The organism is Streptomyces sp. DSM 116793, from assembly GCF_057320905.1.
Map to the genome: position 1 here is coordinate 6,331,697 of NZ_CM170494.1, position 26,539 is coordinate 6,358,235.

The following is a 26,539-nucleotide window of genomic DNA, read 5'->3' on the forward strand; positions in this document are numbered from 1 at the left end:
CACGGGCACCCCTCCGGCTCACCCGAACCGCCAGGTTCGCTTGTTCGGTTGTCATCCCGGACGGCATGACATCTGTCACCCCATACTCACGACCGACGGCACTGCCGTCGAACGCACGCGCTCCGCCACGATGGGTGCATGACGACGACTGTTGAGGCCGGCGCGGCCGGCACCGCCGGGACCACCACGGCCGCGGTCCGCTTCGACCAGGTGACCAAGACCTACGGCACCGTACGAGCAGTGGACGGGCTCTCACTGGAGCTGCGCCCCGGCGAGACCGTGGCGCTGCTCGGGCCGAACGGCGCGGGCAAGTCCACCACGCTCGACCTCCTGCTCGGCCTGCGGCACCCGGACAAGGGCTCCGTCAAGGTCTTCGGGATGAACCCGAGGGACGCCATCGTCGCCGGACGCGTCGGCGCCATGCTGCAGAGCGGCGGCCTGATGGACGAGATCACGGTCCGCGAACTGGTGAAGCTCGGCTGCGACCTGCACCCGAGGGCGTACCCGGTGAACGACGTGCTCACCCGCGCCGGCATCGACTCCCTCGCCGACCGCAAGGTCAACAAGCTCTCCGGCGGCCAGGAGCAGCGCGTCCGCTTCGCGCTGGCCACCGCCGGCGCCAACGACCTGATCGTGCTGGACGAGCCCACCACCGGCATGGACGTCTCCGCCCGGCAGGCGTTCTGGGCCACCATGCGCGAGCAGGCCGACCAGGGCCGTGCCGTCCTGTTCGCCACGCACTACCTGGAGGAGGCCGACGAGGTCGCGGACCGCGTGCTGGTCCTGCACCGCGGCCGGCTGCTCGCCGACGGCAGCTCCACCGAGATCAAGGCCCGCGCGGGCCAGCGGCGGATCTCGTTCGACCTGGAGACCATCGACGACCAGGTGCGGCACAAGCTCGCGAAGCTGCCGTCCCTCAGCAGCATCGACATCTCCGCGGAGACCGTCCGCATCCAGTCCACCGACGCCGACGCGACCGTGCACGCCGTCTACGGGCAGGGCCTGTACCCCCGTAACCTCGAAGTCGCCGGGCTCGGTCTGGAGCAGGCCTTCGTCGCCATCACCGCCGCCGAGGAGGCCAAGACCGCATGACCAGCCTGATCAGGCTCGAACTCGTCCGGGCCCTGCGCAACAAGAAGTTCCTGTTCTTCTCGGTGGTCTACCCCGCCGCGCTGTACCTGATCCTCGCCGGCACCGCGTCCAAGGACAGCAAGGTGGCGGGCACCAGCCTGACCCTGCCGACGTACTACATGGTCGCCATGGCGTCGTTCGGCGCGCTGACCGCCGTCCTGATGGGCAACAGCGAGCGGATCGCGAAGGAGCGCGAGAACGGCTGGGTGCGGCAGCTCCGGCTCACCTCGCTGCCCGGCCGCGGCTACGTGCTCGGCAAGATCTCCAGCGCCGCCGTGGTCAGCCTGCCGTCCATCGTGATCGTCTTCGTGCTCGCCGCGCTGCTCAAGGGCGTCAGCCTGAGCGCCGCGCAGTGGCTGGCGCTGACCGGCTCCATCTGGGCCGGCAGCCTGGTCTTCGCGGCGCTCGGCGTCGCCATCGGCTACCTGGCCACCGGCGACGCGGTGCGTCCCATCACCATGATCACGTACTTCGCGCTGTCGCTCCTCGGCGGCCTGTGGATCCCCACCACCGGCTTCCCGGACTGGCTCCAGGACATCGTGCAGTGGCTGCCCACGCACGCCTACTCCGGCATCGGTCAGGCCATCGAGCTGGGGCACGACCCGCAGCTGAAGGACTTCGGCATCCTCGTCGCCTACTTCATCATCTTCACCGGCGGCGCCGCCTGGCTGTACCGCAAGGACACCAAGACGGCGTGAGCGTCATGGACAGGGACCGCGACGACACCGCCCGGGCCGTTCCGACGGGCCGGGGCTCCGCAGCCGGCGGGGCCCCGGCCGCCGCGCTCCCGGCCCCCGGGCACGCCCCGGAGGGCAACCGGTGGTTCACGATGGGCCGCCCGTCCGGCAACCGCCGCGAGGCCTACAGCAAGCTGCTGTGGATCGGCATCTGGCTGGTCTTCCTCCGTGACCCGGTGGAGGACCTGCTGCGCGGTGGCGGGACCTCCGGGTTCCACGTGTGGGGCTGGACCGGCCTGGTGGCCTTCGTGGCCATGTACCTCGCCCTGGTCTTCCGGCACACCAGCAAGGCCCTCCAGGGCAACGTCGTCTGGACGATCCTCGCCGCCCTGTTCGCCGTCGCGACCACGCTGTCCTTCGCGCTCAGCACCGCCTGGCTGGTGCTCTACGTCTACGTCGCGGTGGCCTGCGGCGCCACGCTGCCGCTGCGGGTGGCCCGCTGGTCCATCCTCGGCGTCACGGCCGTGATGGCGACGGTCGGCCTGGTCACGGGCGGCACCGCGCTCGGCTCCGACCTCGGCCTGCTCGTGCCCGCCCTGATCGGCGGCTTCGCGATGACGGGCGTGCGCCAGCTCGTCCTGACGACCGTCGAACTGCGCAGGGCACGCGCCACGGTCGCCCAGCTCGCCGCCAACGAGGAGCGCCTGCGGCTCGCCCGCGACCTGCACGACCTGCTCGGGCACTCCCTGTCGCTGATCACGCTGAAGAGCGAGCTGGCGGGCCGGATGCTGCCCGCAGAGCCGGAGCAGGCCGCGCGGCAGGTCCAGGACATCGAGAGCGTCAGCAGGCAGGCCCTCGTCGACGTCCGCGAGGCGGTCTCCGGCTACCGCCGGCCCCGGCTGCTCGGCGAGCTGGCCGGCGCCCAGGTCGCGCTGACCGCCGCGGGCATCGTCCCGGTGATGCCCGCCGAGGGCGAGCCGGCGCTGCCCGAAGGGCTGCCCGAGGAGGGGGAGTCGGTGCTCGCGTGGGCGCTGCGGGAGGCGGTCACCAACGTCGTGCGGCACAGCGGCGCACGGCGGTGCGGCATCGAGCTGACGAAGCGCCAGACCCTGGACGGCGCCTTCCTCGAACTGACCGTGGAGGACGACGGCACGGGCGGCGCCGCGACCCCCGGCAACGGGCTCACGGGCCTCACCGAGCGCCTGACGGCCGTCGGCGGCACCCTGGAGGCGGTGTCGGGACGCAGGGGCGGTTTCCGGCTGCTGGCCCGGGTTCCGCTGACCCCGCTGCCCGATCGCCCGGACCCCGTAGGATCCGGCGCATGAGCGACACGATCAGGGTCCTGCTCGCCGAGGACCAGTCGATGGTCCGCGAGGCCCTCGCCGCGCTGCTCGGCCTGGAGCCGGACATAGAGGTCGTCGCCCAGGTCGCACGGGGCGACGAGGTGCTGGCCGCGGCACGGGAGCACGAGGTGGACGTGGCGCTCCTGGACATCGAGATGCCCGGCATGACCGGGATCGAGGCCGCCGCGGAGGTGCGCAGGGCACTGCCGCGCCTGAAGCTCGTCATCCTCACCACCTTCGGCAGGCCCGGCTACCTGCGCAGCGCCATGGAGGCCGGCGCGGAGGCCTTCCTCGTCAAGGACGCGCCCGCCGCGCAGCTAGCGGCGGCGGTGCGGAAGGTCCTCGCGGGGGAGCGGGTCATCGATCCGAGCCTGGCCGCGGCGGCGCTGGCGGACGGGGCGAATCCGCTGACCGACCGCGAGCGGCATGTGCTGCGCGCCGCGGCGGACGGCTCGACCAACGCCGAGCTGGCCCGGACCCTGAACCTCTCCCAGGGCACCGTACGGAACTATCTGTCCACGGCCATTCAGAAGCTCGCGGTACGGAACCGGGCGGAGGCGGTCCGGATCGCCCGCGAAAAGGGCTGGCTCTGACCCCCACCCCAACTGACGGGTGAGCCGGGGCCGGCCCCGGCTGCCCCTGGGGGTGGCGGGGCGCCGGCGCGCCCCCAGGGGGCGCGGGGAACTGCGCGAGCAACCTGCTGGGCGCTCCCCCACTGCCGCAAGGGCGTGGGAGGCGCCCCCTCCCCGCGCCCCAGGCACCGGGGCGGGCAGGGCCGGAAGGCCCCCGTTGCGTCAGTTGAGCATGGCGCGTGCCGTGCGCGCCTGGTGGCGCACGCGCTCCGCGGCGCGCTCGTCCACCGCGGCCACCACCTCCGCGTACGCCTCAAGCTCGGCGGCCCCGCCGAGATAGTCCCCGCGCTGCACCAGCAACTCCGCACGCTCGTGGCGCAGCCGCGCGGGATGCGCGGGCAGCAGGAGCTGGAGGTCCAGCGCCCACAGGGCGACGTCCGAGTGCTCGGGGCGGGCCGCGGCCCAGGCGCGGATGTTGTTGAGGATGCGCATCAGCACGCCCAGCGGCTCCGCGGGCGTCAGCATCGACGGGTGGAACGCCATGCCCGTCGCCCCCGCGACCAGCAGTTCGGCGTCCTCGCCCGCCAGCACCCGCCCGCCGTCGAACGGATCGACCAGCACCTGCCCCGCGAGCGCCTCCTTTTCAGGCCCGCCGGCCTCCGCGCCCCGCGCCAGCCGTTCCCCGAACGCGCCGAGGCCCACCACGAAGTGCCCGGGCAGCGCCACCCCGTACACCGGCGCCCCGGCCCGCCGCGCCACCTCGATCCAGACGACGGAGAGCAGGATGGGCAGCCCCCGGCGGCGCCGCAGGACGGTGTGGAGCAGCGAGGCGTCCAGCCGGCGGTAGTCCGCGGGCGTGCCGTGGAAGCCGTACCGCTGGCCGAGCAGCTCGGCAAGCGCGGAGCCCCAGGCCTCCGGGCCGCCCGGCCGGAACGGCAGCTCACCCGCGAGCCGGTCCAGCTCCACCTGCGCCGCGTCGATCCCGGCCTCGTCCAGTGCGCCGTCCGCCTGCGCGCCCACCAGCAGGCAGAGCAGCGCCAGGTCGGGCCGCTCGGAGCGGGCCTCCTCGGCGAAGGCCCGCCGCACCTGAGCGGTGCGCGCCGGGTCCGGGGGCCGCGGTGGGGGCGGGGACTGGGGCTGGGGCACAGGCATCGGAGCGGGGCCTTTCATCCCGGGGCGGCAAGGGCGGCAAGCGGCGGACGGAGACGGGTGCGGCCGTACGGCCGTACGGCCGCTGTCCGGCACGGGCCGTCACCCCCGATAGTGGTGGTAGGAGTGGTGCACGTCGAATCCCATTCCGTCGTACAGGGCCCGCCCGGCCGCGTTGTCCGACTCGACCTGGAGCCAGGCAGCCGAGGCCCCCTCCTCCAGGGCGCGCCGGGCCAGGGCCGCCATCACGGCCGTCGCCAGGCCCCGGCGGCGGGCGGCCGGCGCCACCTCGACCGCCATGAACCCCGCCCACCGGCCGTCCACCACACAGCGCCCGATCGCCGCGGGCACCCCGGGCGCCTCACCCGGCAGCGGCGCCTCACCCGGCACCGAGGCGAACCACACCGAGGGCCCGGCTGTGAGCACCGCGCGCGCCACGCCGCCGCCCGGCCCCCCGGCGCCGCCCGAACGGTGGTAGCGGCGCAGCCAGCCGTCGTCGACGTCCCTGGCCAGCCGGACCCGCTCCGCACCGGCCGCCCGGTCGCCGGGTGGGTCGGCCACCGGGGCGAGCGGGGCGATCCGCAACTCCGCGGTCACCTCCCGCCGCCAGCCGTGCGCCTCCAGGTCCGCGCAGAGCAGTTCCTGTGTGCCCTCGGCGCCCGTGGCCGTCTGGATGTACGCGGGCAGTCCACGGCGCGCGTACCAGGCGCGTACGCGGGCGAGCGCCTCGGGCAGCGGCAGGCCCGGATCGCCCAGCGGCAGCACCGAGTTCGCCCGCCGCGTGAAGCCGGTCCGTGGAGCCGTCGGCGCTGCGCCGGCGCCCGGGTTTCCCTCCGCGTCCCCGGCGCCGCCCGGGCGACCGGCGTCCGCGCCCCCCGCGCCCGTCCGATCCACGCTCGCCCGGCCGGCGTCCGCGCGCCCCGCGCCCGATCGCTCGGCGCCCGCGCGGCGGGGATCCGGTACGCCGGTGGCCGCACCACCGCGCTCACCGCCGAACCGCCCCCCGTCCGGCGCCGGGACGCCCTGGACGGCCGCCCGCAGGAGCCAGTCCCCGAGCCGTTCGCTCTCCACCGGCTGCCAGGCCCGCGCCGTGACGTGCGCCAGCTCCTCGTACGATGCGGAGGGCCCCCGGCGCCGGGCCGGCGCCGCCGGTACGACCTTGCCCGCGACGAGCGAGGATTCCGCCATCCGGACCCGCTCGCCCGACCGGCGGGTCACGACCACCACCCCGTCGTCCCACGATGTGAGAATTCCGACCGTGTCCGTGAACCTGCCGCCCGACTCCCCGGCTTGGGCCAGTCGGCGGATGGAGACGCGTTTGCCCACGTCATCGGGGCCCACTCGGACTTCGAGACGCCCCATGGCGGCAAATTCCACAGCACTGCCCACCCCTCGTGTTCGGATCCGGTCCTGGAACGGAGATACTAGGTGCGGGCATCGACGACGCCGCGCTCCAGCGCGCCAGGCGGCAGGGCCTGAGGAGGCCCGCCAGCGCCCTACCGAGGAGGAACGACAGCGTGACCTACGTCATCGCGCAGCCTTGTGTTGACCTGAAGGACAAGGCGTGCATCGAGGAGTGCCCGGTCGACTGCATCTATGAGGGCCAGCGGTCCCTCTACATCCACCCGGATGAATGCGTCGACTGCGGTGCCTGCGAGCCGGTCTGCCCGGTCGAGGCGATCTTCTACGAAGACGACACTCCGGAGGAGTGGAAGGACTACTACAAGGCGAACGTCGAGTTCTTCGACGAGCTCGGCTCGCCCGGCGGGGCCAGCAAGCTCGGCCTGATCGAGCGCGACCACCCGTTCATCGCCGCGCTGCCGCCCCAGGAGCACTGAGGCGGACCGCACCACCAGTGCGCGGCGCGCCCAGCGTGCCGCCTCGGTCCCGTACGGCCCCAGCGCCGTACGGGACCGAGGCGTTTGCCGCGGCGGCCCGCCCGCGCCGCCGCACCGGGTGCCCCGGCCCCGTCGGGAGGCGCCCGTGCCGTACGTACGAGAGAGTGAGCACCGTGTCCAGCTCAGCGCGCGCAGTCTCCAGCAGGCTCCCCGACTTCCCGTGGGACAGGCTGGAGCCGCACAAGGCCACGGCGGCCGCCCACCCGGGCGGCATCGTCGACCTGTCCATCGGGACCCCGGTCGACCCCGTGCCCGACGTCATCCAGAAGGCCCTCGCCGCGGCCGCCGACTCGCCGGGCTATCCGACGGTGTGGGGCACCCCGCAGCTGAGGGACGCGATCAGCGGCTGGTGCGAGCGGCGCCTGGGCGCGGCCGGCATCGGGCACCGCAATGTGCTGCCGGTCGTCGGCTCCAAGGAACTGGTCGCCTGGCTGCCCACCCAGCTCGGCCTGGGCCCCGGCGACCGGGTCGCCCATCCCCGGCTGGCCTATCCGACGTACGAGGTGGGCGCCCGGCTGGCGCGCGCCGAACCCGTCGGGTTCGCGGACCCGACCATGCTCGACCCGGCGGGCCTCAAGCTGCTCTGGCTCAACTCCCCGTCGAACCCCACCGGGCAGGTGCTGGCCAAGGACGAGCTGGCGCGCATCGTGGCCTGGGCGCGCGAGCACGGGATCCTCGTCTTCAGCGACGAGTGCTACCTGGAGCTGGGCTGGGAGGCCGAGCCGGTCTCGGTGCTGCACCCGGAGGTGTGCGGCGGGTCCTACGAGGGCCTGGTCGCCGTGCACTCCCTGTCCAAGCGGTCCAACCTGGCCGGCTACCGCGCCGCGTTCCTCGCCGGTGACGAGCGGGTCCTCGGCGAGCTGCTGGAGGTGCGCAAGCACGGCGGCATGATGAGCCCGTCTCCGACTCAGGCCGCCGTGATCGCGGCGCTCGGCGACGACGAGCACGTCCGTGTGCAGCGCGAGCGCTATGCGGCCCGGCGCGCGGCGATGCGGGACGCGCTGCTGAAGCACGGTTTCCGTATCGAGCACAGCGAGGCCAGCCTCTATCTGTGGGCCACCCGCGACGAAACCTGCTGGGAGACCGTCGGCCGGCTGGCCGAGCTGGGCATCCTGGTGGCGCCGGGGGACTTCTACGGCCCGGCGGGCGAGCGGTTCGTGCGTGTGGCGCTGACCGCCACGGACGAGCGCATCGAGGCCGCGGTGTCCCGCCTCGGCTGAGCCCGGCGCCCACGGGGAGCACATCGCCATACGGTGCCCCGGGAGAGGTGCGGGGACGCGGGGAACTGGAAGGCAGGGGCCCGGGAAGCAACCGCTTCCCGGGCCCCTCACCTCACTCGGCGCGCGGCTGGACGCCGCACGGTCACCGCACCGGCAGCCCGCCGGTGGCGGCCCCGCTCGCGACCTGACCGGCGGCGGGGGCGACGGCGCCCGTGCCCTTGCCGAGGGTGCCGGTGACGTCAGGGACGGCGTTCTTGACGGTCCGCACGGGGTGCACACCGGTCACGCCCGCGGTCTTGCCGACCTGCTGCGAGGCGTCCTCGACCGTGCCGCCCACGTGCGCGGTGTCCAGGCTGCTGAGCCCGGCCGGACCGGCCGCGGGGGCGGCGCTCGCGGCACCGGCCGCACCGACCACGGGAGCCGCTCCCGCGGCGATGAGCAGCGCGGCACGGGCGATCCGGCGGGTCAGGGGGAGGGACATGATGCTCCTTCAGGACGGGAAGACGGAGAAGAGATCGGTGCCGATGCGCGCTCGGACGCAGTGACTACCGCTCGAAGGCCCTGAAGGTTGCGGGAGCCGTGGGTAAAGAGTCGGTAATGCGACGCATTATCCGCTCCGGATAAAAACGGCCAAAAGCGATGTGTGACCGGTGAATGCGGAATCCTTACGTCCAGGTCTATCCGCGGATTTCGGCGGCCGCCGCGGCCTGTGCGGGACCACCCTTCCCGGCTCCCGGCGCGGCCGGCTCCGTCCCTCCTGCGGGCGAAGAGGGGAACGGGTGCCCGGACGCACGGGGGTGCCATGGGGCCGGTGCGTCAGGGGCGGCGCCAGGGACCGGGGCGCCGGGGACTGGGCGCGGGGCCGGGCCTCAGGGGCGGGGTGCCTCTGCCGGCGGATGGCCGGCCCGCTCGGGGCAACCGGCCTCTCGCGGTGGGCGGTGATCAGCGGGCCGTGACGATGAGGACCCGGTCGGCGCCGCCGGCCGAGGTGCCGGCCTTGTCGTCGCCGCCCGTCCTCCGCCACTCCGCGCCCGAGTCCGCGCTCCACCGCCGGCCGCCATAGCTGACCTGAGCGATGTGCAGGGCCGCGGAGTTCGCCACCGCCCAGTGGGCCAGCTCCCAGCCGCGCCGCCGGGCGTCGCCGCCGGCCCTCCCCGTGGCGGCCCGCACGGGCACGGTCACCGTGCGCCGGCCGCCCGCCGCCGCGGACGCGGACGCGCTGGCGGTGGCGGGGGTGCCGGGGGTGCCGGCCCGCTTCCCGGTCGCCGTCCCGCCCGGTCCCGTCCCGCTCCCCGCGGACGCCGTCCCGTGCCGCGGCACCGAGGACGCGGCCGTCGCGAGCACGTCGCTGCCGAAGTCGTGGACGAGCGCCCTGCGCACCCGGGCCGGGTCACCGGGGGTCCGGGTCGGGTCGCCCTCGCAGGTCAGGGTGGCCGCGGCACGGCCGGTGAGGGCCGCGGCGAGCAGCGTCGCGTCCGGCTCGTGCTTCGCGTACGCCTCCGGGTAGGCGCTGCGCTGGACGCGCTGCGCGGCGACCGTGAGCGGCAGCCGCGCGTAGTCGGGCACCTTGGCCAGCCGGGCGTAGAACGCGCTCGCCGCGTACGCCGGGTCCATGATCTCGTCGGCGGTGCCCCAGCCCTGCGAGGGCCGCTGCTGGAACAGGCCCAGCGAGTCCCGGTCGCCGTGGTCCAGATTGTGCAGGTCGGACTCCTGCAGGGCGGTGGCCAGCGCGATCGTCACCGCGCGCTCCGGCATGCCGCGCGAGGTGCCCACGGCGGAGATGGCCGCGGCGTTGCCGGCCTGCTCGGGCGAGAAGCGGTACTCCGCGCCGTCGCCCTTGCCGGACACCACCGTGCAGCGCGGCCCCGCCCTGCCGCCGGTGACGTACCGCACCACCAGGTAACCGGCGAGCGCCAGCAGCACCATGAACGCCGCGCCTAAGCGCAGTGGGCGACCGGGCCTGACACGGGAGGGGGGTTTGGACTGCTGGAGCACGGGTCCAAGGTACTGGAGGACGCGAGCACCGCGTTAGGGTCGTCGGCATGGACCGCAGCCCCCTTGACCTGACGTCGGACGCGGCGCAGCTCACCGCGCAGCTCGTCGACTTCCCCTCGGAGAGCGGCACCGAGAAGCCGCTCGCGGACGCGGTGGAGACGGCCCTGCGCGCCCTGCCGCACCTCACGGTCGACCGGCACGGCAACACCGTCGTGGCCCGCACCGCCCTGGGCCGCCCCGAGCGGGTGATCCTCGCCGGACACCTGGACACCGTGCCCATCGCGGACAATGTGCCCTCCCGCCTCGACGAGAACGGCATCCTGTGGGGCTGCGGCACCTGCGACATGAAGTCGGGCGTCGCCGTACAGCTCCGCCTCGCCGCGACCGTCCCGGCGCCGGGACGCGACCTGACCTTCGTCTTCTACGACAACGAGGAGGTGGAGGCCCACCTCAACGGCCTCGGCCTGCTCGCCGCCGCCCACCCCGACTGGCTGGCGGGCGACTTCGCGGTACTGCTCGAACCCTCCGACGGACAGGTCGAGGGCGGCTGCCAGGGCACCCTGCGCGTGCAACTGCACACCACCGGTGAACGCGCGCACTCCGCGCGCGCGTGGATGGGCGCCAACGCCATCCACGCCGCCGCCCCGATCCTGCAGCGCCTCGCCGCCTACGAACCGCGCCGCCCGGTGATCGACGGCCTGGAGTACCGGGAGGGCCTGAACGCGGTCGGCATCGAGGGCGGCGTCGCCGGCAACGTCATCCCCGACGCCTGTACGGTCACCGTCAACTTCCGGTACGCCCCCGACCGCACCGAGAACGAGGCGGTGGCGCACGTCAGGAAGGTGTTCGCGGACTGCGGCGTGCGGGAGTTCGTGGTCACCGACCACAGCGGCGGTGCGCTGCCCGGCCTCGGGCATCCGGCCGCCGCCGCGTTCATCGAGGCCGTCGGCGGCACTCCGCAGCCCAAGTTCGGCTGGACCGACGTCTCCCGGTTCAGCGCCCTCGGCGTGCCGGCGGTGAACTACGGCCCCGGGAATCCGCACCTGGCCCACCGGCGGGACGAGCATGTCGACACCGCCAGGATCCTCGCGGCGGAGGAGCGGCTGCGGGCCTGGCTGACGGCGACGGCCTGACGCGGGCCGGGGGCGCCGAGGGCGTCCAGGCCGCCGACGGTCCTTGGGCGCGCCGCCATGCCCCGGCGTGCGAGCCGTGCGCCCTGAAGGCGCTTCCGCGCCTTCAGGGCAGGGGCAAGGGGAGGTCATCGGGAGTTACGGCCCCGGCCACGTCCGTGGTTCTACGCTGAAGTGTTCGTACCGTCAGCGGAAGGGGATGTACATGGATAGTCCGGAAGCAGGGGGACCTCCGGAGGAGCAGTACCTGGGCCCCGTGGTGCGCCGGCGGGAGCAGATCCAGCCGGGCACCACCGACCAGCGGCTGCTGGACACCGAGGGCGACTCCCAGTGGGTGCACACCGACCCCTGGCGGGTGATGCGCATCCAGTCGGAGTTCGTGGAGGGCTTCGGCGCCCTCGCCGAGCTCCCCAGCGCGATCAGCGTCTTCGGCTCGGCCCGCACGCCCCCGGGCTCCGAGGAGTACGAGGCGGGGGTGCGGCTCGGCAGGGCGCTCGTCGAGGCCGGGTTCGCGGTGATCACGGGCGGTGGCCCCGGGGCCATGGAGGCGGCCAACAAGGGCGCGCGGGAGGCCAGGGGCATCTCCGTCGGCCTCGGCATCGAGCTGCCTTTCGAGCAGGGCCTGAATCCCCATGTCGACTTCGGCGTGAACTTCCGGTACTTCTTCGTCCGGAAGACCATGTTCGTGAAGTACGCCCAGGGCTTCGTGGTGCTGCCCGGTGGCCTGGGCACGCTGGACGAACTGTTCGAGGCGCTCACCCTGGTGCAGACCCGCAAGGTGACCCGCTTCCCGATCGTCCTGTTCGGCTCCGCCTACTGGGGCGGCCTCGTCGACTGGCTGCGCGGCACGGTGGTCGCCCAGGGCAAGGCCTCCGAGAAGGACCTGCTGCTGTTCCACGTCACCGACGACGTGGACGAGGCGGTCGCGCTGGTCTCCAAGGAAGTCGCCCGCTGACCGCCTGCCTGCGGACCACGTGTCCGCACTGACCGCCTGCGGGACGCCGACGTCGGCGGGTGCCGACCTGGCCGTCGGCGGGCGCTGACGCGACCGTCCGCGGAGACCGGCGCCCGGCTCGGCTCGCCGCGGGGCGGCTCACGCAGGCCTCCCGGCTCCGCTCGCCGCGGGGCAGCTCACGGGCGGCCGGGTTCCGCTCGCCGCGGGCCGCGCAGGCCCCCTGCTCCGCGCACGGCGGGCAGGCGTCACGCAAGCCCCCGGCGGGCCACGGCCGGGGCCCGGTGGCCGGCGATCGACGCCACCATGTCCAGCACCTGCCGGGTCTCGGCGACCTCGTGCACGCGGTAGACCCGCGCCCCGAGCCACGCCGACACGGCGGTCGTCGCCAGCGTCCCCAGCAGGCGCTCCTTGACCGGCCGGTCGAGCGTCTCGCCGACGAAGTCCTTGTTCGAGAGCGAGACGAGCACCGGCCAGCCGGTGTCCGTCATCTCGCCCAGCCGGCGGGTGGCCTCCAGGCTGTGCCGGGTGTTCTTGCCGAAGTCGTGCCCCGGGTCGATCAGCACGGACTCGCGCGGCACGCCCAGCGCCACCGCGCGCTCCGCGAGGCCGACGGTGACCCGCAGGATGTCGGCCATCACGTCCTCGTAGGCGATCCGGTGCGGCCGGGTGCGCGGCCGGGCACCGCCCGCGTGCGTGCACACCAGGCCGGCGCCGTGCCGTGCCGCGACCTCCGCGAGCCTGGGGTCGACGCCGCCCCATGCGTCGTTCAGCAGGTCCGCGCCCGCCGCGCAGACCGCCTCGCCGACCTCGTGCCGCCAGGTGTCCACGCTGATCACGACGTCGGGGAACCTGCGGCGCACCTCCGCCACGAAGCCGACCGTGCGGCGCGCCTCCTCCTCGGCCGTCACCTCGTCCCCGGGGCCCGCCTTGACGCCGCCGACGTCGATGATGGCCGCCCCCTCGGAGACCGCCTGCTCGACCCGGGTCAGGGCGGGCTCGTCGCGGAAGGTGGCGCCCCGGTCGTAGAACGAGTCAGGGGTCCTGTTGACGATCGCCATGATGACCGGCTCGTGCGGGCCGAACTCACGGTGGCCCAGCCTGAGCGTCCCCTGCGGCATCCCGTTCTGCCTCCTCGCTGCCGAGCGCTCCGCGCTCGCCGATCCTGTCCGTGCCCTCATTGTCACAGGGGCATGGCACGATCGGAGTCCGACGGTTCGTGTGGCCGACCGAGTGGCCGGCGCGGGCCGCCGTGCGTGCCACGCCCGCCGTGGCCGGCGGCGGTGCCCGCCGGCCACCCGGCGGCCCGCCGTCGGCGCCGCGCGCCGGGCGTGCGGCGGCAGCGCAGTGGCATCGAGTCGGCATCCGAGCGTGGGGACCTCCCGAAGATGGTCGTGTTCTTGTTCCTGGTCGTCGCCCTCGTCGTCGTGGTCGCGGCGGTGACGCTCGCCGTGGTGGGCGGCGGCGAGAGCGGTGTGCTGCCCGAGGCGCCGCCCGAGCGGCTCCAGGACCCGCTGCCCCAGGACCGTCCCGTCCACCGGGACGATGTGGAGGCCCTCCGTTTCCCGGTGGCCGTGCGCGGCTACCGGATGGCGGACGTGGACGACGCGCTGGGCAGGCTCGGCGCGGAGCTGGCCGAGCGCGACGCCCGGATCGCCCAGCTCGAATCCGCCCTCGCGGGCGCCCATGCCCACCAGGCCGGCGGCTCCCGCCCGCCCTACGACTTCCCGGAGGAGACCCGATGAGCAGTGAAGCGGTGGGCGGCGGTCCGGCCGCCGGGGAGGGACCGGCGGCCGGGAGCGGGCCCGCGGCCGAGGGCTCTCCCGCCGCGGGCGCCGCGCTGCCGGGGCCCGACGGCGTGCTCCGCTGCCCCTGGGCGCTCTCCACGGAGGACTACGCCGTCTACCACGACGAGGAGTGGGGCCGCCCGGTGCACGGCGATGACCCGCTCTTCGAGCGCATCTCCCTGGAGGCGTTCCAGTCGGGCCTGTCCTGGATCACCATCCTGCGCCGCAGGGAGGGTTTCCGCGCCGCCTTCGCGGACTTCAAGATCACATCGGTGGCGGCCTTCACGGAGGCCGACCGCGAGCGGCTGCTCGCCGATCCCGGGATCATCCGCAATCGCGCCAAGATCGACGCGACGCTCGCCAACGCCCGCGTGCTCGCCACCTGGACCCCCGGTGAGCTGGACGAGCTGATCTGGTCGTTCGCCCCCGACCCGGCGGCGCGCCCGGTCCCGCGCACCCTGTCCGACATCCCCGCGACCACGGACGAGTCCAGGGCCCTCTCCAAGGCTCTCAAGTCCCGCGGCCTCCGCTTCGTCGGCCCCACCACGGCCTACGCCCTGATGCAGGCGTGCGGCCTGGTCGACGACCACCTGAAGGACTGCGCATCCCGCACGGCGCCCACTGACTGAGCCACGTCCGCTCCGCCGCGATGCTGAGCCGTCTGCGGGGCGCCCGCACACCCCCGCCGCGATGGCGAGGAACCACGACGGTCGGTCCCGGCGGTGCCGACCCGCCTCACCCCGCCGGCGAACCCGCCCGAAGGGCGCCCGCACCGGCCCGACGCGGGCGCCCGCCCTCAGCGGCCCAGGAACCTCGGCCGGGCCTTCGCCAGGAACGCCTGCACGGCGATCGCGTGGTCCTCGGACGCCCCGGCCCGCGTCTGCAACTCGTCCTCCTTCTCCAATGTCTCCTCCAGCGTGTGCCCGGCCGCGAAGGCAAGCGACTCCTTGATCGCGGCATACCCGAGCGTCGGCCCCTCGGCCAGCGTCCGGGCCACCGTCCGCGCCTCGGCGGCGAGATCGGCGGCGGGCACCACACGACCGGCGATCCCCAGCTCGTACGCCTCCTGCGCCGAGATGCTGCGCGGGAACAGCAGCAGGTCGGCGGCCCGCCCGGGCCCCACCACCCGCGGCAGCGTCCAGGAGAGCCCCGAGTCCGCGGTCAGCGCCACCCCGGCGAAGGAGGTGTTGAAGGCCGCCGTGTCCGCCACGACGCGGTAGTCCGCAGCGAGCGCGAAGCCGAATCCCGCGCCCGCCGCGACGCCGTTCACGCCCGCCACCACGGGCTTCGGCATGCCCGCCAGGGCCCGCACGATCGGGTTGTAGTGCTCACGCACCGTGCTCATGACGTTCCCGCGCGCGCCCCCGCCGACGGCGGCGTGCTCACCGCCGTCCCCCTCGCGGGCCGCGGTCAGCAGCCCCACGTGCTCCTTGAGGTCCTGCCCCACGCAGAAGGCCCGGTCCCCGGCCGCCGTGAGCAGCACGGCCCGTACCCCCGAATCCGCCGCGGCGGCCCGGACGGCGTCCCGCAGCGCGGCCTTGGCCTCGGTGTTCATGGCGTTCATCGCCGCGGGGCGGTTCAGCGTGATGGTGGCGAGTCCGTCGTGCACCTCGTACAGCACGGTATCGGCCATGGCGGGTCCCTTCGGTTCGCGGCTCAGCCCTCTGCTTCGGCATTCCCCGCACAGCATGGCGGAGAGCGCCGCACCGGAAGAGTGCGCAACATGTGACCTGCGTCAAAGAAAAACCACGTGAAGAAGGCGCGGGGAGAGGGCATCACGGCGGCCTTCGCGACCACATCGCCGAATTGAGTGGTTTTGCGGAAGCGCGTTGCCTAAGCGATGCCGAACGATGTTGTTCATTGGGTCGTGCGATGCGGGATAATGGCCAGGAAGCAATGTGTTCGATGCCGGTGACGCCTGCCCGTGACGGGCGGTGCGCGCCCTGCAGGGGGCCGTCGGCTGAGATGAGCTGGTTTCAGGAAGGGGAACGAGCATGGCGGCCATGAAGCCGCGGACGGGCGACGGCCCGCTCGAGGTGACCAAGGAGGGGCGGGGCATCGTCATGCGCGTTCCGCTCGAAGGCGGCGGTCGGCTCGTGGTCGAGCTGACCCCGGACGAGGCAGACGCCCTTGGTGACGCCCTCAAGAAGGTCGTCGGCTGACGCGGAAGCAGCCCGATACCCGCCCAGTGCCCCGGCGCCCGCTGCGCGCTGGGGCACTGGTGTCCGCACCATGTGACCGCACTCCGTGCCCGCCCGATCCCCGCCCCGGCCGCGCGTGTCCCCCTGCACCCGCGGCCCGGCGGCTCCGGCGCAGCGCGGCCCGGCGGCTCCGGCGCAGCGCGGCCCGGCGGCTCCGGCGCAGCGCGGCCCGGCGGCTCCGGCGCCGGGCTAGCGCTTGACCGCGCAGAGCAGACCGTCCCCCACCGGCAGCAGAGACGGCACCAGCTCCGGATTCTCGCGCACCGCCCGCACCAGCTCTCGCAGCCGCACCACCTCGGCGGGCTGCGGTCCCGAGCCGATCGTGCGGCCGTCGGCGAAGACCCCCTCGAAGCAGACCAGCCCACCGGGCCGTAGCAGACGCAACGATTCGTCTAGGTAATCGAGGCACTCCGAACGGTCACCGTCACAGAACACGAGGTCATAGCCACTGTCCGCGAGTCGCGGCAGGACGTCCAGGGCGCGGCCGGGAATGAAACGGGCGCGATTGCTTGCAAATCCCGCGGCACGGAAGGCCTGGCGCGCGAACTGCTGCCGCTCCGGCTCGGGATCCACGGTCGTCAGCACGCCGTCCGCGCGCATACCGTGCAGCAGATGGATTCCGGAGACGCCGGTGCCGGTGCCGATCTCGGCCACCGCCTTCGCGGCCACCGTGGCGGCGAGCAGCCGCAGCGCGGCACCGGTACCGGGCGACACCGGGCGCAACCCCGCCTCCCGGGCCCGGTCACGGGCCCAGCGCAGCGCGTCGTCCTCGGCGACAAAGGCGTCGGCGAACGCCCAGCTCGTCTGCCGCTTGCCGGTAATGGCCCTCTCCCGTCCCCGTAGTTGCCTGGCCGTGACTGTATCCTCCCCCGCCCTCGGCTCCGCTCGGCCGGGAGGTTCCGCCACCCGGTGGGAACGCGCAGCCGGGACCGGACGTTGTTAGGGGGTGGTGAAGAAAAGCGGGGGGTTCGGGTGGACGGAAGCCGCGAGCAAGTCGAGACGCAAGACCAGAAGCGCGTACCAATGTCGCGTAAGAACGCTTATTCGGAGCTAACGGGCGAGGTGGCTATGGTAGGGGCTCTAGTGGACACCACCAGAGCCGACAGGGGAGGTGCGGCTGAGACCGGAGACCGGGCAGGAGTGCTGAGGCGTCTGCTCAGGCCCTCCGGCGAGCCGAAATCCGTGACCAAGAACGCTGACACCGCCGAGTCCGCACAGACCGCGACCTTTGCCGCCGACGCGGATTCACAGGCGTGGACTCCTCCTTCCTGGGAGGAGATCGTCAGCATGCACAGCGGTCGGGTGTACCGCCTGGCCTACCGCCTCACCGGGAACCAGCACGACGCCGAGGACCTCACCCAGGAGGTCTTCGTCCGCGTCTTCCGCTCCCTGTCCACCTACACCCCGGGCACGTTCGAGGGCTGGCTGCACCGCATCACGACCAACCTCTTCCTGGACATGGTCCGCCGCAAGCAGCGTATCCGCTTCGACACCCTGGGCGACGACGCCGCGGAGCGGCTGCCCAGCCGTGAGCCCTCCCCGCAGCAGGTCTTCCAGGACACCCACTTCGACGCGGACGTCCAGCAGGCGCTGGACACCCTCGCGCCCGAGTTCCGCGCCGCCGTCGTCCTCTGCGACATCGAGGGCCTGTCGTACGAGGAGATCGCCGCCACCCTCGGCGTCAAGCTCGGCACGGTCCGCAGCCGTATCCACCGCGGCCGCTCCCAGCTGCGCAAGGCCCTCCAGCACCGGTCCCCGGAGGCCCGCGCCGAGCGCCGGGCCGGCGGGCGCGGATTCAGGCCCGTGGGCGTGGTCGCCCCCGCCCTGGGCGGAGGAGGCGCAGGCGCGTGAGCGGATCGCATTCGACCCCCGCCGAGCAGCACCTCGGCGACCGGCTCGCCGCCCTGGTGGACGGCGAGCTCGGCCATGACGCCCGCGAGCGGGTCCTCGCCCATCTGGCGACCTGTCCCAAGTGCAAGGCGGAGGCCGACGCCCAGCGCCGGCTGAAGAACGTCTTCGCGGAGGCCGCACCGCCCCCGCCGTCGGAGAGTTTCCTCGCCCGCCTCCAGGGGTTGCCCGGGGGCGATGACAGCGAAGGAGACCCCTATGGCGGTGGAGGACTCGGGGGCGGGGGAGTCTTCAGTGTGACGGCCCCCCACCCGCTCAACCCTCTGCGGCCGAGGCACCGGAATCCGTTCTCCCTCGACCCGTCCGAGCCCCCCGCCCCGGCGCTGCCCGACGGTGAGCACGGCTTCCGCATCCACGAGGTGGGCCGGCAGGAGGCCGAGCGGTCGGCGTCCCGCGGCCGCCGGTTCGCGTTCGCCGCGGCCGGTGCCGTGTCACTGGCCGCCATCGCCCTCGGCGGTGTCTCGACGGGCGTGCCCACCGCCGCCGGCAGCGGCGGAGGGGCCGGTGCGCCCAGCAACGCCACCCCGCTGAGCGCCAGCGGCCCCGTGACGTCCGCCGAGGCGGGCCGCCGCAGGAGCGCCCCACAGCCCGTGGCGCGCTCCTCCGAGCGCCCCACCGCGGGCCTGCCCTCGGCGCCCATCGCCGCGTCCGCGCCGCTGCTGCCCGGAATGCCCGCGCCGTCCCGCTCCCCGGAGCTCAAGGCGCCCTCGCCCCTCGGCGCGGCCGCCCCCCTGATACAGGCGCTGCCCACGTCCTCCTACCCATCCGGCATCGCCGACGCCGTCGGCTCGCCCAGTGCGTCGCCGGAGATCACCAGCGAGCTTCTCGACCCGGCACCCAAGAGGACGGGGGCCGGTTTGCGCACGGCGCACTGATCCTGCCTCGGTGCCGGTGCCGGTGCCGGTGCCGGTGCCGGTGTTCCCTGCCTCGGTGCTCGGTGCTCGGTGCTCGGTGCTCGGTGCTCGGTGCTCGGTGCTCGGTGCTCGGTGCTCCGTGTCCGGTGCTCGGTGCGAGGTGCCCGCTGGACGGCGGCTCAGGCCCCGGTGTGCGGTGCTCCGTGCGTGCGCGTATGTCCGCGGCGAGGGTCATCGGGTGCGTCGGGCTCGTTTCGTGGGAGCCCCGACCGGGCGCGACAGAGGATGCCCCTCAGGGCGGTGGCGACCTGGCGGAACCGTCGTGACTGGCCGTTCCCCCACTGCCTCAAGGGCTGGGAGATGCCCCGTCCCCGCGCCCCTGCCGGGGCGCGCGGGCGGGGCGGACCCGGCGGGTGCCCTGACGGGGCGTGCCCCGATGTACCTCTGCGGGGCGGGGCGCGAACCTGATTGAATCCTGGGTGCACGCGCCCCCCGGGACTCCGGGCGGGGCGTCGACAGTCGTAGTGCGGTGATCGCCGCGTGGTCGGCCGTGGGCCGTACCAGGGGTCATGTCTGGGGAGAGCATGGACGAGGGGAAGCCCGCAAAGCCGACGTGGTGGAGCCGTCCCCGGCCTGATGTGCCGGACACCGCCCCGACAGCGGACGCGGACGGGGCTGACGCCCCGGACGCTTCCGGTCGGGCTGTGACCGGTGCGCCCGGTGCTCCCGGTGCTCCCGGTGGTCCTGGTGGTCCTGGTGGTCCCGGTGCTCCTGGCGACCCCGGTGACCCCGGTGTGCCCGCCACCGAGGGCCCAGGTGGACATGACACCGGAGCCGACGCCTCCGGTGCCCAGGTGCCCGTGGAGGACCCCGGCACCGGCCCCAGTCCCGCCGCCGGGTCCACGCGGGACCAGCACCCGGCAGAGGACCGTCCGCGGCCCCTGCACGACCCCGACCCCTACGGGACACCGCCGTACGGGGAGCCGGGGCCCTGGGCGCCCGCGCCGCCCGTCCAGCACCCCGGCGCCACGCCCGCGCAGGGCACCCCCCTGCCGCCCCTGGGAGGCCCGCAGCCGCCCGCCGGCCCCCTCACCCACGGGGCCTACGCAACGGGCGCCACGCCCGCGCACGGCACCGCCGTGGCGGGCGGTCTCCACGGCCCGACGCCGCCCAGTGCCGTCCAGGCACCCCCGGGCGCCCCGTACCAGGCACCCACGCCCCCGTACGCCGGGGACCCGCGGTTCCAGGCGGCCCCCGGCCCCGGCGCACCGGGGACCCCGGCACCGGCGACCGCCTCGTACCCCGGGGGCGGGGGCGCGCCGGGCGGTGGCGGGCGCTGGCAGCCCTACGACCCGTGGGCCGCGCCGCTGCACCAGACCGGGGCCGCGCCCCGGCGTGCGGGCCGGCGCCGCGGCCTGGCCGGGGTGCTGCTCGTCGCGCTGCTCGCCGGCTTGCTCGGCGGGGCGCTGGGCTCCTACCTGGAGCGCGACGACGGCGGCACGGACATCGAACTACCGCAGGCCGGCGTCGAGTCCAGGAGCCGGGACCCGCACAGCGTCGCGGGCATCGCCGCCAGCGCACTGCCCAGCGTGGTGACCCTGCACGTCCGCGGCACCTCGGAGGAGGGCACCGGCACCGGCTTCATCCTGGACAAAGAGGGCCATATCCTGACCAACAATCACGTCATCGAGCCGGCCGGGTCGACGGGCGACATCTCGGTGACGTTCAGCGGCGGCCAGACGGCCGAGGGGACGGTGGTCGGTCATGACACCGGCTACGACCTGGCGGTCGTCAAGGTCTCCCATGTCTCGGGACTCAAGCCGCTGGCGCTCGGCAACTCGGACAACGTCCAGGTCGGCGACCCGGTGGTGGCCATAGGGGCGCCCTTCGACCTGGCGAACACCGTGACCTCCGGGATCATCAGCGCCAAGGAGCGGCCCATCACCACCGCGGGCGAGGGGGAGAGCGGCGGGAGCGATGTCAGCTATGTCGACGCCCTCCAGACCGACGCCCCGATAAACCCGGGCAATTCGGGTGGTCCGCTGGTCGATGGCAAGGCGCGAGTCATCGGCATCAACAGCGCCATACGCTCCGCCGACGACGGACAGGGCCTGGGCGGCGGCCAGTCGGGCTCGATAGGCCTCGGCTTCGCCATCCCCGTCAATCAGGCCAAGCGCGTGGCCGAGGAGCTCATCAACACCGGTACGGCCACGCATCCCGTGATAGGCGTCACACTCGACATGGAGTACACCGGCGACGGCGCCCGCGTCGCCGACCGGGGCAACGACGCCGGGCCCGCGGTCACCCAGGGTGGCCCCGCCGACAAGGCGGGCATCCGCGCCGGGGACGTCATCACCCGGGTGGACGGCCAGCGCGTCCACGCGGGTGAGGAGCTGATCGTGAAGGTCCGCGCGCACCGCCCCGGCGACCGGCTCGTCCTCACCCTGGAGCGCGGCACCCCCGTTCAGGGCGACGGCCGGGATCCCGAAACCGAGGGACAGCAGCGGAAGGTGACCCTGGTGCTCGGCGCCGCAAAGGGAAACTGACGGCGAACACACCGGGAAAGCCGGAGCGGTGACCAAGGCCGCGGCCCGGGAGAGTACCGGACAGACCGGGTCCCCGGGTACCGTGGACCCGGTCCCGACCATGGACGTCCTGCCACGGAAGAGCGCCGCCGAAGACCTGCCGCGGGCCGAGGACATCGCGAGGAGCTGCAAGGTGTTCAATGACATAGGCCCACTTGAGCTGGTGACGCTCGTCGTCCTCGCCGTACTCGTCTTCGGCCCGGACAAGCTGCCCAAGGTCATTCAGGACGTCTCCCGCACCATCCGCAAGATCCGGGAGTTCTCGGAGAGCGCCAAGCAGGACATCCGCAATGAGCTCGGCCCCGAGTTCAAGGACTTCGAGTTCGAGGACCTCAACCCCAAGACGTTCATCCGCAAGCAGCTCGACAACGACGACCTGGGGCTCAAGGAGATCCGTAACGGGTTCGACCTGAAGAAGGAGATGGCGGACGTCGCGGATGCCGTGCACGGGCGCGACACCGAATCCTCGGGCTCCGCCTCCGGCGGTTCGCCGTCGTCCGGGTCCTCCTCGTTGAGCGGGCGTGTGGACATGACCAAGAAGCCGGAGAAGCCTGCTTCCGGGGATCATCCGCCGTTCGACGCGGACGCGACCTGACGGCCGCGGGTCAGTCCCGGCGTCAGTGCCGGTCGCGGTCTCCCTTCCGGTCGCGGATCGGGCGCGAGGGGGCCCCTTGGGCAGGGGCGGGCTGACTGTTCCGTCGTGGCCGGTCGTTCCCCCACTGCCTCAAGGGCGTGGGAGCTGCCCGACATCCCGGCGCCCCTACGGAGCGCGGCCCTGAGGGGTTAACCGGGCCGGGGCGTGGCCCCGAGCAGCCCACCCTCACTACGCCATCTCTGTGGCGTGCTCCCGTCACCGGCTGGTTCTCCTTGATCACGCAGACCGGGTGGTTATTCTGCCTTGTTGGTGTGCGGAGCCGGGAGAACCACGAGATGGGGCCGCCCGAGGGGGCGGACCGCCCGGCTCCCACGGAAGCGAGGAGGCGCGCGGGCAGATGGAAACGACGAGCCGTATGGGTGATCAGCCGCCCAGGACACCGGGGGAGCCGGGCTTGTCCACGGTCGCGCCCCGCCTGGTCGACGGCTTCCTCATGGCGCCTTTCCGCTGGTACGGCCTGGACGAGGCGTTCGCGGGGCCGCGCTGGCTGATGCAGATCGGCGCCTCGGCGGACGGTTCGGTCGAGCACGGCTCGATCGGTCATGGCGACGAGCCCTCGGTGCGCAGCGAGGGCGCCGACGGCGACAGCAAGGAGCGGTTCGCGGTGGTCGTCACCGTGGGGGCCAGCCCTGTGCGGCGCAGTGCGGACGGCTCCGGAGTGCTGGAGGCCACCTCGGTCTCCTCCGCGGCCTGGCTCGCCGGCGTCGGGCTGCTCTCCGTCACCTGGCCCGGGCAGATGGACCACACCCTGCGGGACGACTGGCTGGAGCAGCAGACCGAGACCGCCTGGGTGCTCGCGGACGACCTCGACGGGCCCGACTGGGCCGTCCTCTCCCTGCCGGTGGACGGGGTCGCGACGCCGTTCCACTACCGCGAGTCCGAGTTCGGCTGGGTGCTGGCGGGCTCCACCTCGCAGGGCGTCCACCTGGGGGCGTACGGGCGGGGCATGAGCGCGTACGGCGTCGGCTTCTCGGCCATCGAGGACATCACGGCGTACGCCTGACGGCCGCCCCGGCGGGCGGCACGGTGGCCGCCCGCCGCCGGCCCAGCGGCTCAGGACCGTCGGCCGGTGTCAGAACTCGTCGCCGGTGGAAGGACTCGTCGCCGGTGTCAGAACTTGTTGGCGGGGGTGATCCCCAGCGACATGCCCGCCAGGCCCCGCTGCCGGGCGGTCAGCTTGCCGGCGATGTCGCGCAGCGCGGTGCCCGCGGGGGAGTCCGGGTCGGTGATCACGACCGGCTTCCCCTCGTCGCCGCCCTCGCGGAGCCGTACGTCGATCGGGATGGCGCCGAGTACGGGCACGGTGGCGCCCGTCGTCCTGGTCAGCCCGTCGGCGACCAGCTTTCCGCCGCCGGTGCCGAAGACGTCGACCATCTCACCGCAGTGCGGGCAGGGCAGCCCGGACATGTTCTCGACGACGCCGACGATCTTCTGGTGGGTCTGCACGGCGATCGAGCCGGCCCGCTCGGCGACCTCGGCGGCCGCCTGCTGCGGGGTGGTGACGACCAGGATCTCGGCGTTCGGAACGAGCTGGGCCACCGAGATCGCGATGTCGCCGGTGCCGGGCGGCAGGTCGAGCAGCAGCACGTCCAGGTCGCCCCAGAACACGTCGGCGAGGAACTGCTGGAGGGCGCGGTGCAGCATCGGGCCACGCCAGACCACGGGGGCGTTGCCCGGCGTGAACATGCCGATCGAGATGACCTTCACGCCGTTCGCGGACGGCGGCATGATCATGTTCTCGACCTGGGTGGGCCGCCCGTCGGCGCCCAGCATGCGGGGGACGCTGTGCCCGTAGATGTCCGCGTCGACCACGCCGACCTTGAGGCCGTCGGCCGCCATCGCCGCGGCGAGGTTGACCGTCACCGAGGACTTGCCGACGCCGCCTTTGCCGGAGGCCACCGCGTACACCCTGGTCAGCGAGCCCGGCTTGGCGAACGGGATCTCGCGCTCGGCCTGGCCGCCGCGGAGCGCGGTCGCGAGGTCGCGGCGCTGCTCGTCGCTCATCACGTCCAGGGAGACGTCGACGCGGGTGACGCCCTCGACCGCTGAGACCGCGTCCGTCACGCTCTGCGTGATCGTCTCGCGCATCGGGCAGCCGGAGATCGTGAGGTAGACGGTGACCGCGACCGCGCCGTCCGCGCCGACCTCCACCGATTTGACCATCCCCAGGTCGGTGATGGGCCGATGGATCTCGGGATCGTTCACCGTCGCCAGCGCTTGGCGCACCGCGTCTTCCGTAAGCATAAGTAGATGGTACGGCGCCGAAGGCGCGTTCCTTTGAGGGTGGTGGTGGGTGACGGGTGGGCGGTACGGCGCCGAAGGCGCATTCCCTTGAGGGTGGTGGTGGGCGACGGGTGGGCGGTACGGCGCCGAAGGCGCTTTCCTTTGAGGGTGGTGGTGGGTGACGGGTGGGCGGTACGGCGCCGAAGGCGCGTTCCTTTGAGGGTGGTGGTGGGCTGCCCGCGCCGCTGTGAGGCGGGTCTCAGTCAGTGCTGCTCGCCGCTGCCGTCGGGCCGCTGCGGCGGGCGCGCCTCCTCCAGCGTCCTGACCAGGTCCTCCAGTTCGGAGCGTATCCAGTCCCGGGTGGCGACCTCGCCGAGACCGCTGCGCAGGGCCGCCACCTCGCGGCTGAGGTACTCGGTGTCCGCGATCGACCGCTCGTTCCGCTTGCGGTCCTGCTCCAGGTTGACCCGGTCCCGGTCGTCCTGGCGGTTCTGCGCCAGCAGGATCAGCGGGGCTGCGTACGAGGCCTGGAGGGACAGGGCCAGCGTGAGGAAGATGAACGGGTATTCGTCGAAGCGGGCGTCCTTCGGGGCGAGCACGTTCCAGCCGATCCACAGGACGACGGTGACCGTCATCCAGACGAGGAACCGCCCGGTGCCGAGGAACCGGGCGATCCGCTCGGAGAGCCGGCCGAACGCGTCCGGGTCGTACTCGGGAAACAGCCGGCGGCGCGGTGTGAGCGGCTGGTCCAGGCGGGCGCGTGCGGGGCGGGCGGCGGGCTCGACACGCTGCTCACGCTCCCGGTACTCCCGGTACTCCCGATGGCCGCGGTGCTCGCGGGGCTCCCTGCGGTCACGCTCGGCGGCCATCGGTCACCTCCGCGGCCGTCTGGAAGTCCGTCTCGCGCCAGTCCTCCGGCAGCATGTGGTCCAGGACGTCGTCCACGGTGATGGCGCCGAGCAGGGCCCCGCTCTCGTCGACGACGGGCGCGGCCACCATGTCGTAGGCCGCGAAGAAGCCGGCCACCGCGGGCAGCGAGGTCTCGGGCGCAAGCGCCTGGAGGTCGTTGGTGAGCAGCGAGCCGACCAGTGAGAACGGCGGGTCGCGCAGCAGCCGCTGGAAGTGCACGGTGCCGAGGTACTTGCCGGTCGGCGTCTCTTCGGGCGGCCGGCAGACGTACACCTGGGCGGCGAGCGCGGGGGAGAGGTCGGGGTTGCGGACCCGGGCCAGCGCGTCGGCGACCGTGGCGTCCGGGCGCAGCACGATCGGCTCCGTGGTCATCAGGCCGCCGGCCGTGCGCTCCTCGTAGGCCATCAGCCGCCGCATGCCGGCCGCGTCGGAGGGCCGCATCAGGTCCAGCAGGCGCTCCACGTCGTCCTCGGGCAGCTCGCCCAGCAGGTCGGCCGCGTCGTCCGGGTCCATCGCCTCCAGGACGTCCGCGGCCCGCTCGTCCTTGAGCTTGCCGAGGATCTCGATCTGGTCGTCCTCGGGCAGCTCCTCCAGGACGTCGGCGAGCCGGTCGTCGTCGAGGGCCGCGGCCACCTCGGTGCGCCGCTTGGAGGAGAGGTGGTGGAGGACGTTCGCCAGGTCGGCGGGGCGGAGCTGCTCGAAGGTGGCGAGCAGGTTCTCGGCGCCCTGGCCCTGCTCCTCCAGGGTGAACCCGGTCACGGCCGACCACTCGACGGTGAGCGTCTCGCCCTTGTGCCGCCGGAAGGTCCGGCTCCTGCCCTTGCGGACGAAGACGCGGTCGATCTCCCAGTCGCGGCGGGCGGGCAGCTGCTGGACGGACACGTCCAGGACGGTCACCTCCTCGCCCGTCTCCACCAGGCGCACCCGGCGGTCGAGCAGCTCGCCGAAGACGAGGCGCTCCGCGGGGCGCTGCTCGAACCGCTGCATGTTCAGGACACCGGTGGTGATCACCTGGCCGGACTCGATGCCGGTGACCCGGGTCATGGGCAGGAAGACCCGCCGCCGGGTGGCCATTTCGACGACCAGACCGAGCACCCGGGGCGGGCGGCGCGCCAGGGTCTCCAGGCGCATGCCGTCGCTGGTCCGCTCGGCGCGGGTCTCCTGGTTGCGCAGCATGACGACCAGGTCACGGACGCGGCCGACCTGGTCGCCGTTCGGGTCGAAGACGGCGACGCCGGAGAGGTGGGAGACAAAGATCCGGGGGGCGCCTGCGGCCATGCTGTGCGCCTCCTTGGTCGTTCGGAGCGTCTGCTGGTGTTCGTGGCGTCTTCTGCGGGGGCGGCCGGTTCC

At 73.7% G+C, this 26,539-nt stretch carries 26 protein-coding genes; 16 read left to right on the forward strand and 10 right to left on the reverse strand.

The genetic code is table 11. The features are described from left to right. The first annotated feature begins 138 nt into the window (after positions 1–138). From ACSMXW_RS24860 to ACSMXW_RS24875, 4 genes are all read left to right on the forward strand, one after another. Positions 139–1,092 (forward strand): ABC transporter ATP-binding protein, encoded by a 954-nt coding sequence (locus ACSMXW_RS24860; protein ID WP_485799488.1) that lies wholly within the window; start codon positions 139–141, stop codon positions 1,090–1,092. Next, positions 1,089–1,829 (forward strand): ABC transporter permease, encoded by a 741-nt coding sequence (locus tag ACSMXW_RS24865; RefSeq protein ID WP_485799490.1) that lies wholly within the window; start codon positions 1,089–1,091, stop codon positions 1,827–1,829. The genes ACSMXW_RS24860 and ACSMXW_RS24865 overlap by 4 nt, the downstream gene beginning before the upstream one ends. Before the next feature lie 131 nt (positions 1,830–1,960). After that, positions 1,961–3,133 carry a sensor histidine kinase gene (locus ACSMXW_RS24870; RefSeq protein WP_485808283.1) on the forward strand — a complete coding sequence of 391 codons (1,173 nt, stop codon included), beginning with the start codon at positions 1,961–1,963 and terminating at the stop codon, positions 3,131–3,133. Beyond that, positions 3,130–3,744: a response regulator transcription factor gene (locus ACSMXW_RS24875; protein ID WP_485799491.1), complete on the forward strand. Its 615-nt coding sequence runs from the start codon at positions 3,130–3,132 to the stop codon at positions 3,742–3,744. Before ACSMXW_RS24870 ends, ACSMXW_RS24875 begins: the two co-directional genes overlap by 4 nt. Before the next feature lie 201 nt (positions 3,745–3,945). On the opposite strand, the gene ACSMXW_RS24880 is transcribed toward ACSMXW_RS24875, so the two are convergent. Together ACSMXW_RS24880 and ACSMXW_RS24885 are read right to left on the reverse strand one after the other, a co-directional pair. After that, positions 3,946–4,875: a transglutaminase family protein gene (locus tag ACSMXW_RS24880; RefSeq protein ID WP_485799493.1), complete on the reverse strand. Its 930-nt coding sequence runs from the start codon at positions 4,873–4,875 to the stop codon at positions 3,946–3,948. Between the two features lie 99 nt (positions 4,876–4,974). Beyond that, on the reverse strand, positions 4,975–6,249 hold the full coding sequence (locus tag ACSMXW_RS24885) for a GNAT family N-acetyltransferase (RefSeq protein ID WP_485799495.1): 1,275 nt from the start codon (positions 6,247–6,249) through the stop codon (positions 4,975–4,977). A gap of 140 nt (positions 6,250–6,389) precedes the next feature. Between ACSMXW_RS24885 and fdxA the strand changes: the two genes are divergently transcribed. Beyond that, positions 6,390–6,710 carry a ferredoxin gene (gene fdxA / locus ACSMXW_RS24890; protein ID WP_212908730.1) on the forward strand — a complete coding sequence of 107 codons (321 nt, stop codon included), beginning with the start codon at positions 6,390–6,392 and terminating at the stop codon, positions 6,708–6,710. Between the two features lie 173 nt (positions 6,711–6,883). Further along, positions 6,884–7,990: a succinyldiaminopimelate transaminase gene (dapC, locus tag ACSMXW_RS24895; protein ID WP_485799498.1), complete on the forward strand. Its 1,107-nt coding sequence runs from the start codon at positions 6,884–6,886 to the stop codon at positions 7,988–7,990. Positions 7,991–8,132: 142 nt separating this feature from the next. Here the strand turns inward: dapC and ACSMXW_RS24900 are convergent, their stop codons facing one another. Both ACSMXW_RS24900 and ACSMXW_RS24905 read right to left on the reverse strand, forming a co-directional pair. Further along, positions 8,133–8,471, reverse strand: a complete 339-nt coding sequence (locus ACSMXW_RS24900) for a hypothetical protein (protein ID WP_485799499.1) — start codon at positions 8,469–8,471, stop codon at positions 8,133–8,135. Between the two features lie 461 nt (positions 8,472–8,932). Further along, entirely contained in the window at positions 8,933–9,916 is a 984-nt protein-coding gene (locus ACSMXW_RS24905) for a heavy metal transporter (RefSeq protein ID WP_485808285.1), read from the reverse strand. 116 nt (positions 9,917–10,032) lie between these two features. On the opposite strand from ACSMXW_RS24905, the gene dapE reads away from it, so the two are divergent. Beyond that, positions 10,033–11,118 carry a succinyl-diaminopimelate desuccinylase gene (gene dapE, locus ACSMXW_RS24910; RefSeq protein WP_485799501.1) on the forward strand — a complete coding sequence of 362 codons (1,086 nt, stop codon included), beginning with the start codon at positions 10,033–10,035 and terminating at the stop codon, positions 11,116–11,118. Between the two features lie 202 nt (positions 11,119–11,320). Further along, complete coding sequence (locus tag ACSMXW_RS24915; RefSeq protein WP_485799502.1) at positions 11,321–12,070, forward strand: LOG family protein; 750 nt, start codon at positions 11,321–11,323, stop codon at positions 12,068–12,070. Positions 12,071–12,315: 245 nt separating this feature from the next. Here the strand turns inward: ACSMXW_RS24915 and folP are convergent, their stop codons facing one another. Further along, complete coding sequence (folP, locus tag ACSMXW_RS24920) at positions 12,316–13,188, reverse strand: dihydropteroate synthase (protein WP_485799503.1); 873 nt, start codon at positions 13,186–13,188, stop codon at positions 12,316–12,318. Between the two features lie 267 nt (positions 13,189–13,455). Between folP and ACSMXW_RS24925 the strand changes: the two genes are divergently transcribed. Continuing rightward, the gene (locus ACSMXW_RS24925) at positions 13,456–13,812 is read left to right on the forward strand and encodes a DivIVA domain-containing protein (protein WP_485799504.1); all 357 of its coding nucleotides are present in this window, start codon (positions 13,456–13,458) and stop codon (positions 13,810–13,812) included. Beyond that, complete coding sequence (locus ACSMXW_RS24930; protein WP_485799505.1) at positions 13,809–14,483, forward strand: DNA-3-methyladenine glycosylase I; 675 nt, start codon at positions 13,809–13,811, stop codon at positions 14,481–14,483. The genes ACSMXW_RS24925 and ACSMXW_RS24930 overlap by 4 nt, the downstream gene beginning before the upstream one ends. Before the next feature lie 167 nt (positions 14,484–14,650). Here ACSMXW_RS24930 and chcB read toward each other — a convergent pair whose 3' ends face one another. After that, positions 14,651–15,487 (reverse strand): 2-cyclohexenylcarbonyl CoA isomerase, encoded by an 837-nt coding sequence (gene chcB, locus ACSMXW_RS24935; RefSeq protein ID WP_485799506.1) that lies wholly within the window; start codon positions 15,485–15,487, stop codon positions 14,651–14,653. A 361-nt stretch (positions 15,488–15,848) separates the two neighbouring features. On the opposite strand from chcB, the gene ACSMXW_RS24940 reads away from it, so the two are divergent. Continuing rightward, positions 15,849–16,016, forward strand: coding sequence for a DUF3117 domain-containing protein (locus ACSMXW_RS24940; RefSeq protein WP_003966491.1), 168 nt, complete (start codon positions 15,849–15,851; stop codon positions 16,014–16,016). A 228-nt stretch (positions 16,017–16,244) separates the two neighbouring features. Here the strand turns inward: ACSMXW_RS24940 and ACSMXW_RS24945 are convergent, their stop codons facing one another. Then, a complete protein-coding gene (locus ACSMXW_RS24945) occupies positions 16,245–16,961 on the reverse strand; it encodes an O-methyltransferase (protein WP_485799508.1) in 717 nt (238 codons plus the stop codon). Positions 16,962–17,195: 234 nt separating this feature from the next. On the opposite strand from ACSMXW_RS24945, the gene sigE reads away from it, so the two are divergent. The 5 genes from sigE (at position 17,196) to ACSMXW_RS24970 (ending at position 23,060) form a co-directional block, all read left to right on the forward strand. Continuing rightward, entirely contained in the window at positions 17,196–17,906 is a 711-nt protein-coding gene (gene sigE, locus ACSMXW_RS24950) for an RNA polymerase sigma factor SigE (RefSeq protein WP_485799510.1), read from the forward strand. Next, the gene (locus ACSMXW_RS24955) at positions 17,903–18,838 is read left to right on the forward strand and encodes an anti-sigma factor family protein (protein ID WP_485799512.1); all 936 of its coding nucleotides are present in this window, start codon (positions 17,903–17,905) and stop codon (positions 18,836–18,838) included. The genes sigE and ACSMXW_RS24955 overlap by 4 nt, the downstream gene beginning before the upstream one ends. Positions 18,839–19,401: 563 nt before the next feature. After that, the gene (locus tag ACSMXW_RS24960) at positions 19,402–21,363 is read left to right on the forward strand and encodes a S1C family serine protease (protein WP_485799514.1); all 1,962 of its coding nucleotides are present in this window, start codon (positions 19,402–19,404) and stop codon (positions 21,361–21,363) included. Positions 21,364–21,535: 172 nt separating this feature from the next. Next, positions 21,536–21,997 (forward strand): sec-independent translocase, encoded by a 462-nt coding sequence (locus ACSMXW_RS24965; RefSeq protein WP_485808287.1) that lies wholly within the window; start codon positions 21,536–21,538, stop codon positions 21,995–21,997. A 397-nt stretch (positions 21,998–22,394) separates the two neighbouring features. Next, positions 22,395–23,060: a hypothetical protein gene (locus tag ACSMXW_RS24970; protein WP_485799516.1), complete on the forward strand. Its 666-nt coding sequence runs from the start codon at positions 22,395–22,397 to the stop codon at positions 23,058–23,060. Between the two features lie 107 nt (positions 23,061–23,167). Here the strand turns inward: ACSMXW_RS24970 and ACSMXW_RS24975 are convergent, their stop codons facing one another. From ACSMXW_RS24975 to ACSMXW_RS24985, 3 genes are all read right to left on the reverse strand, one after another. Continuing rightward, a complete protein-coding gene (locus ACSMXW_RS24975; RefSeq protein WP_485799518.1) occupies positions 23,168–24,301 on the reverse strand; it encodes an Mrp/NBP35 family ATP-binding protein in 1,134 nt (377 codons plus the stop codon). 242 nt (positions 24,302–24,543) lie between these two features. Further along, the gene (locus tag ACSMXW_RS24980) at positions 24,544–25,149 is read right to left on the reverse strand and encodes a DUF1003 domain-containing protein (protein ID WP_485799520.1); all 606 of its coding nucleotides are present in this window, start codon (positions 25,147–25,149) and stop codon (positions 24,544–24,546) included. Continuing rightward, positions 25,133–26,467 (reverse strand): magnesium transporter MgtE N-terminal domain-containing protein, encoded by a 1,335-nt coding sequence (locus ACSMXW_RS24985; protein ID WP_485799522.1) that lies wholly within the window; start codon positions 26,465–26,467, stop codon positions 25,133–25,135. Before ACSMXW_RS24985 ends, ACSMXW_RS24980 begins: the two co-directional genes overlap by 17 nt. Positions 26,468–26,539 lie beyond the last annotated feature (72 nt).

Coding starts and splice junctions, on each gene's coding strand:
- ACSMXW_RS24860 (WP_485799488.1), top strand. CDS start 139: ATGACGACGACTGTTGAGGCCGGCGCGGCCGGCACCGCCGGGACCACC.
- ACSMXW_RS24865 (WP_485799490.1), top strand. CDS start 1,089: ATGACCAGCCTGATCAGGCTCGAACTCGTCCGGGCCCTGCGCAACAAG.
- ACSMXW_RS24870 (WP_485808283.1), top strand. CDS start 1,961: ATGGGCCGCCCGTCCGGCAACCGCCGCGAGGCCTACAGCAAGCTGCTG.
- ACSMXW_RS24875 (WP_485799491.1), top strand. CDS start 3,130: ATGAGCGACACGATCAGGGTCCTGCTCGCCGAGGACCAGTCGATGGTC.
- ACSMXW_RS24880 (WP_485799493.1), bottom strand. CDS start 4,875: ATGCCTGTGCCCCAGCCCCAGTCCCCGCCCCCACCGCGGCCCCCGGAC.
- ACSMXW_RS24900 (WP_485799499.1), bottom strand. CDS start 8,471: ATGTCCCTCCCCCTGACCCGCCGGATCGCCCGTGCCGCGCTGCTCATC.
- ACSMXW_RS24905 (WP_485808285.1), bottom strand. CDS start 9,916: ATGGTGCTGCTGGCGCTCGCCGGTTACCTGGTGGTGCGGTACGTCACC.
- dapE (WP_485799501.1), top strand. CDS start 10,033: ATGGACCGCAGCCCCCTTGACCTGACGTCGGACGCGGCGCAGCTCACC.
- ACSMXW_RS24915 (WP_485799502.1), top strand. CDS start 11,321: ATGGATAGTCCGGAAGCAGGGGGACCTCCGGAGGAGCAGTACCTGGGC.
- folP (WP_485799503.1), bottom strand. CDS start 13,188: ATGCCGCAGGGGACGCTCAGGCTGGGCCACCGTGAGTTCGGCCCGCAC.
- ACSMXW_RS24925 (WP_485799504.1), top strand. CDS start 13,456: ATGGTCGTGTTCTTGTTCCTGGTCGTCGCCCTCGTCGTCGTGGTCGCG.
- ACSMXW_RS24930 (WP_485799505.1), top strand. CDS start 13,809: ATGAGCAGTGAAGCGGTGGGCGGCGGTCCGGCCGCCGGGGAGGGACCG.
- chcB (WP_485799506.1), bottom strand. CDS start 15,487: ATGGCCGATACCGTGCTGTACGAGGTGCACGACGGACTCGCCACCATC.
- ACSMXW_RS24940 (WP_003966491.1), top strand. CDS start 15,849: ATGGCGGCCATGAAGCCGCGGACGGGCGACGGCCCGCTCGAGGTGACC.
- ACSMXW_RS24960 (WP_485799514.1), top strand. CDS start 19,402: ATGGACGAGGGGAAGCCCGCAAAGCCGACGTGGTGGAGCCGTCCCCGG.
- ACSMXW_RS24970 (WP_485799516.1), top strand. CDS start 22,395: ATGGAAACGACGAGCCGTATGGGTGATCAGCCGCCCAGGACACCGGGG.
- ACSMXW_RS24975 (WP_485799518.1), bottom strand. CDS start 24,301: ATGCTTACGGAAGACGCGGTGCGCCAAGCGCTGGCGACGGTGAACGAT.
- ACSMXW_RS24980 (WP_485799520.1), bottom strand. CDS start 25,149: ATGGCCGCCGAGCGTGACCGCAGGGAGCCCCGCGAGCACCGCGGCCAT.
- ACSMXW_RS24985 (WP_485799522.1), bottom strand. CDS start 26,467: ATGGCCGCAGGCGCCCCCCGGATCTTTGTCTCCCACCTCTCCGGCGTC.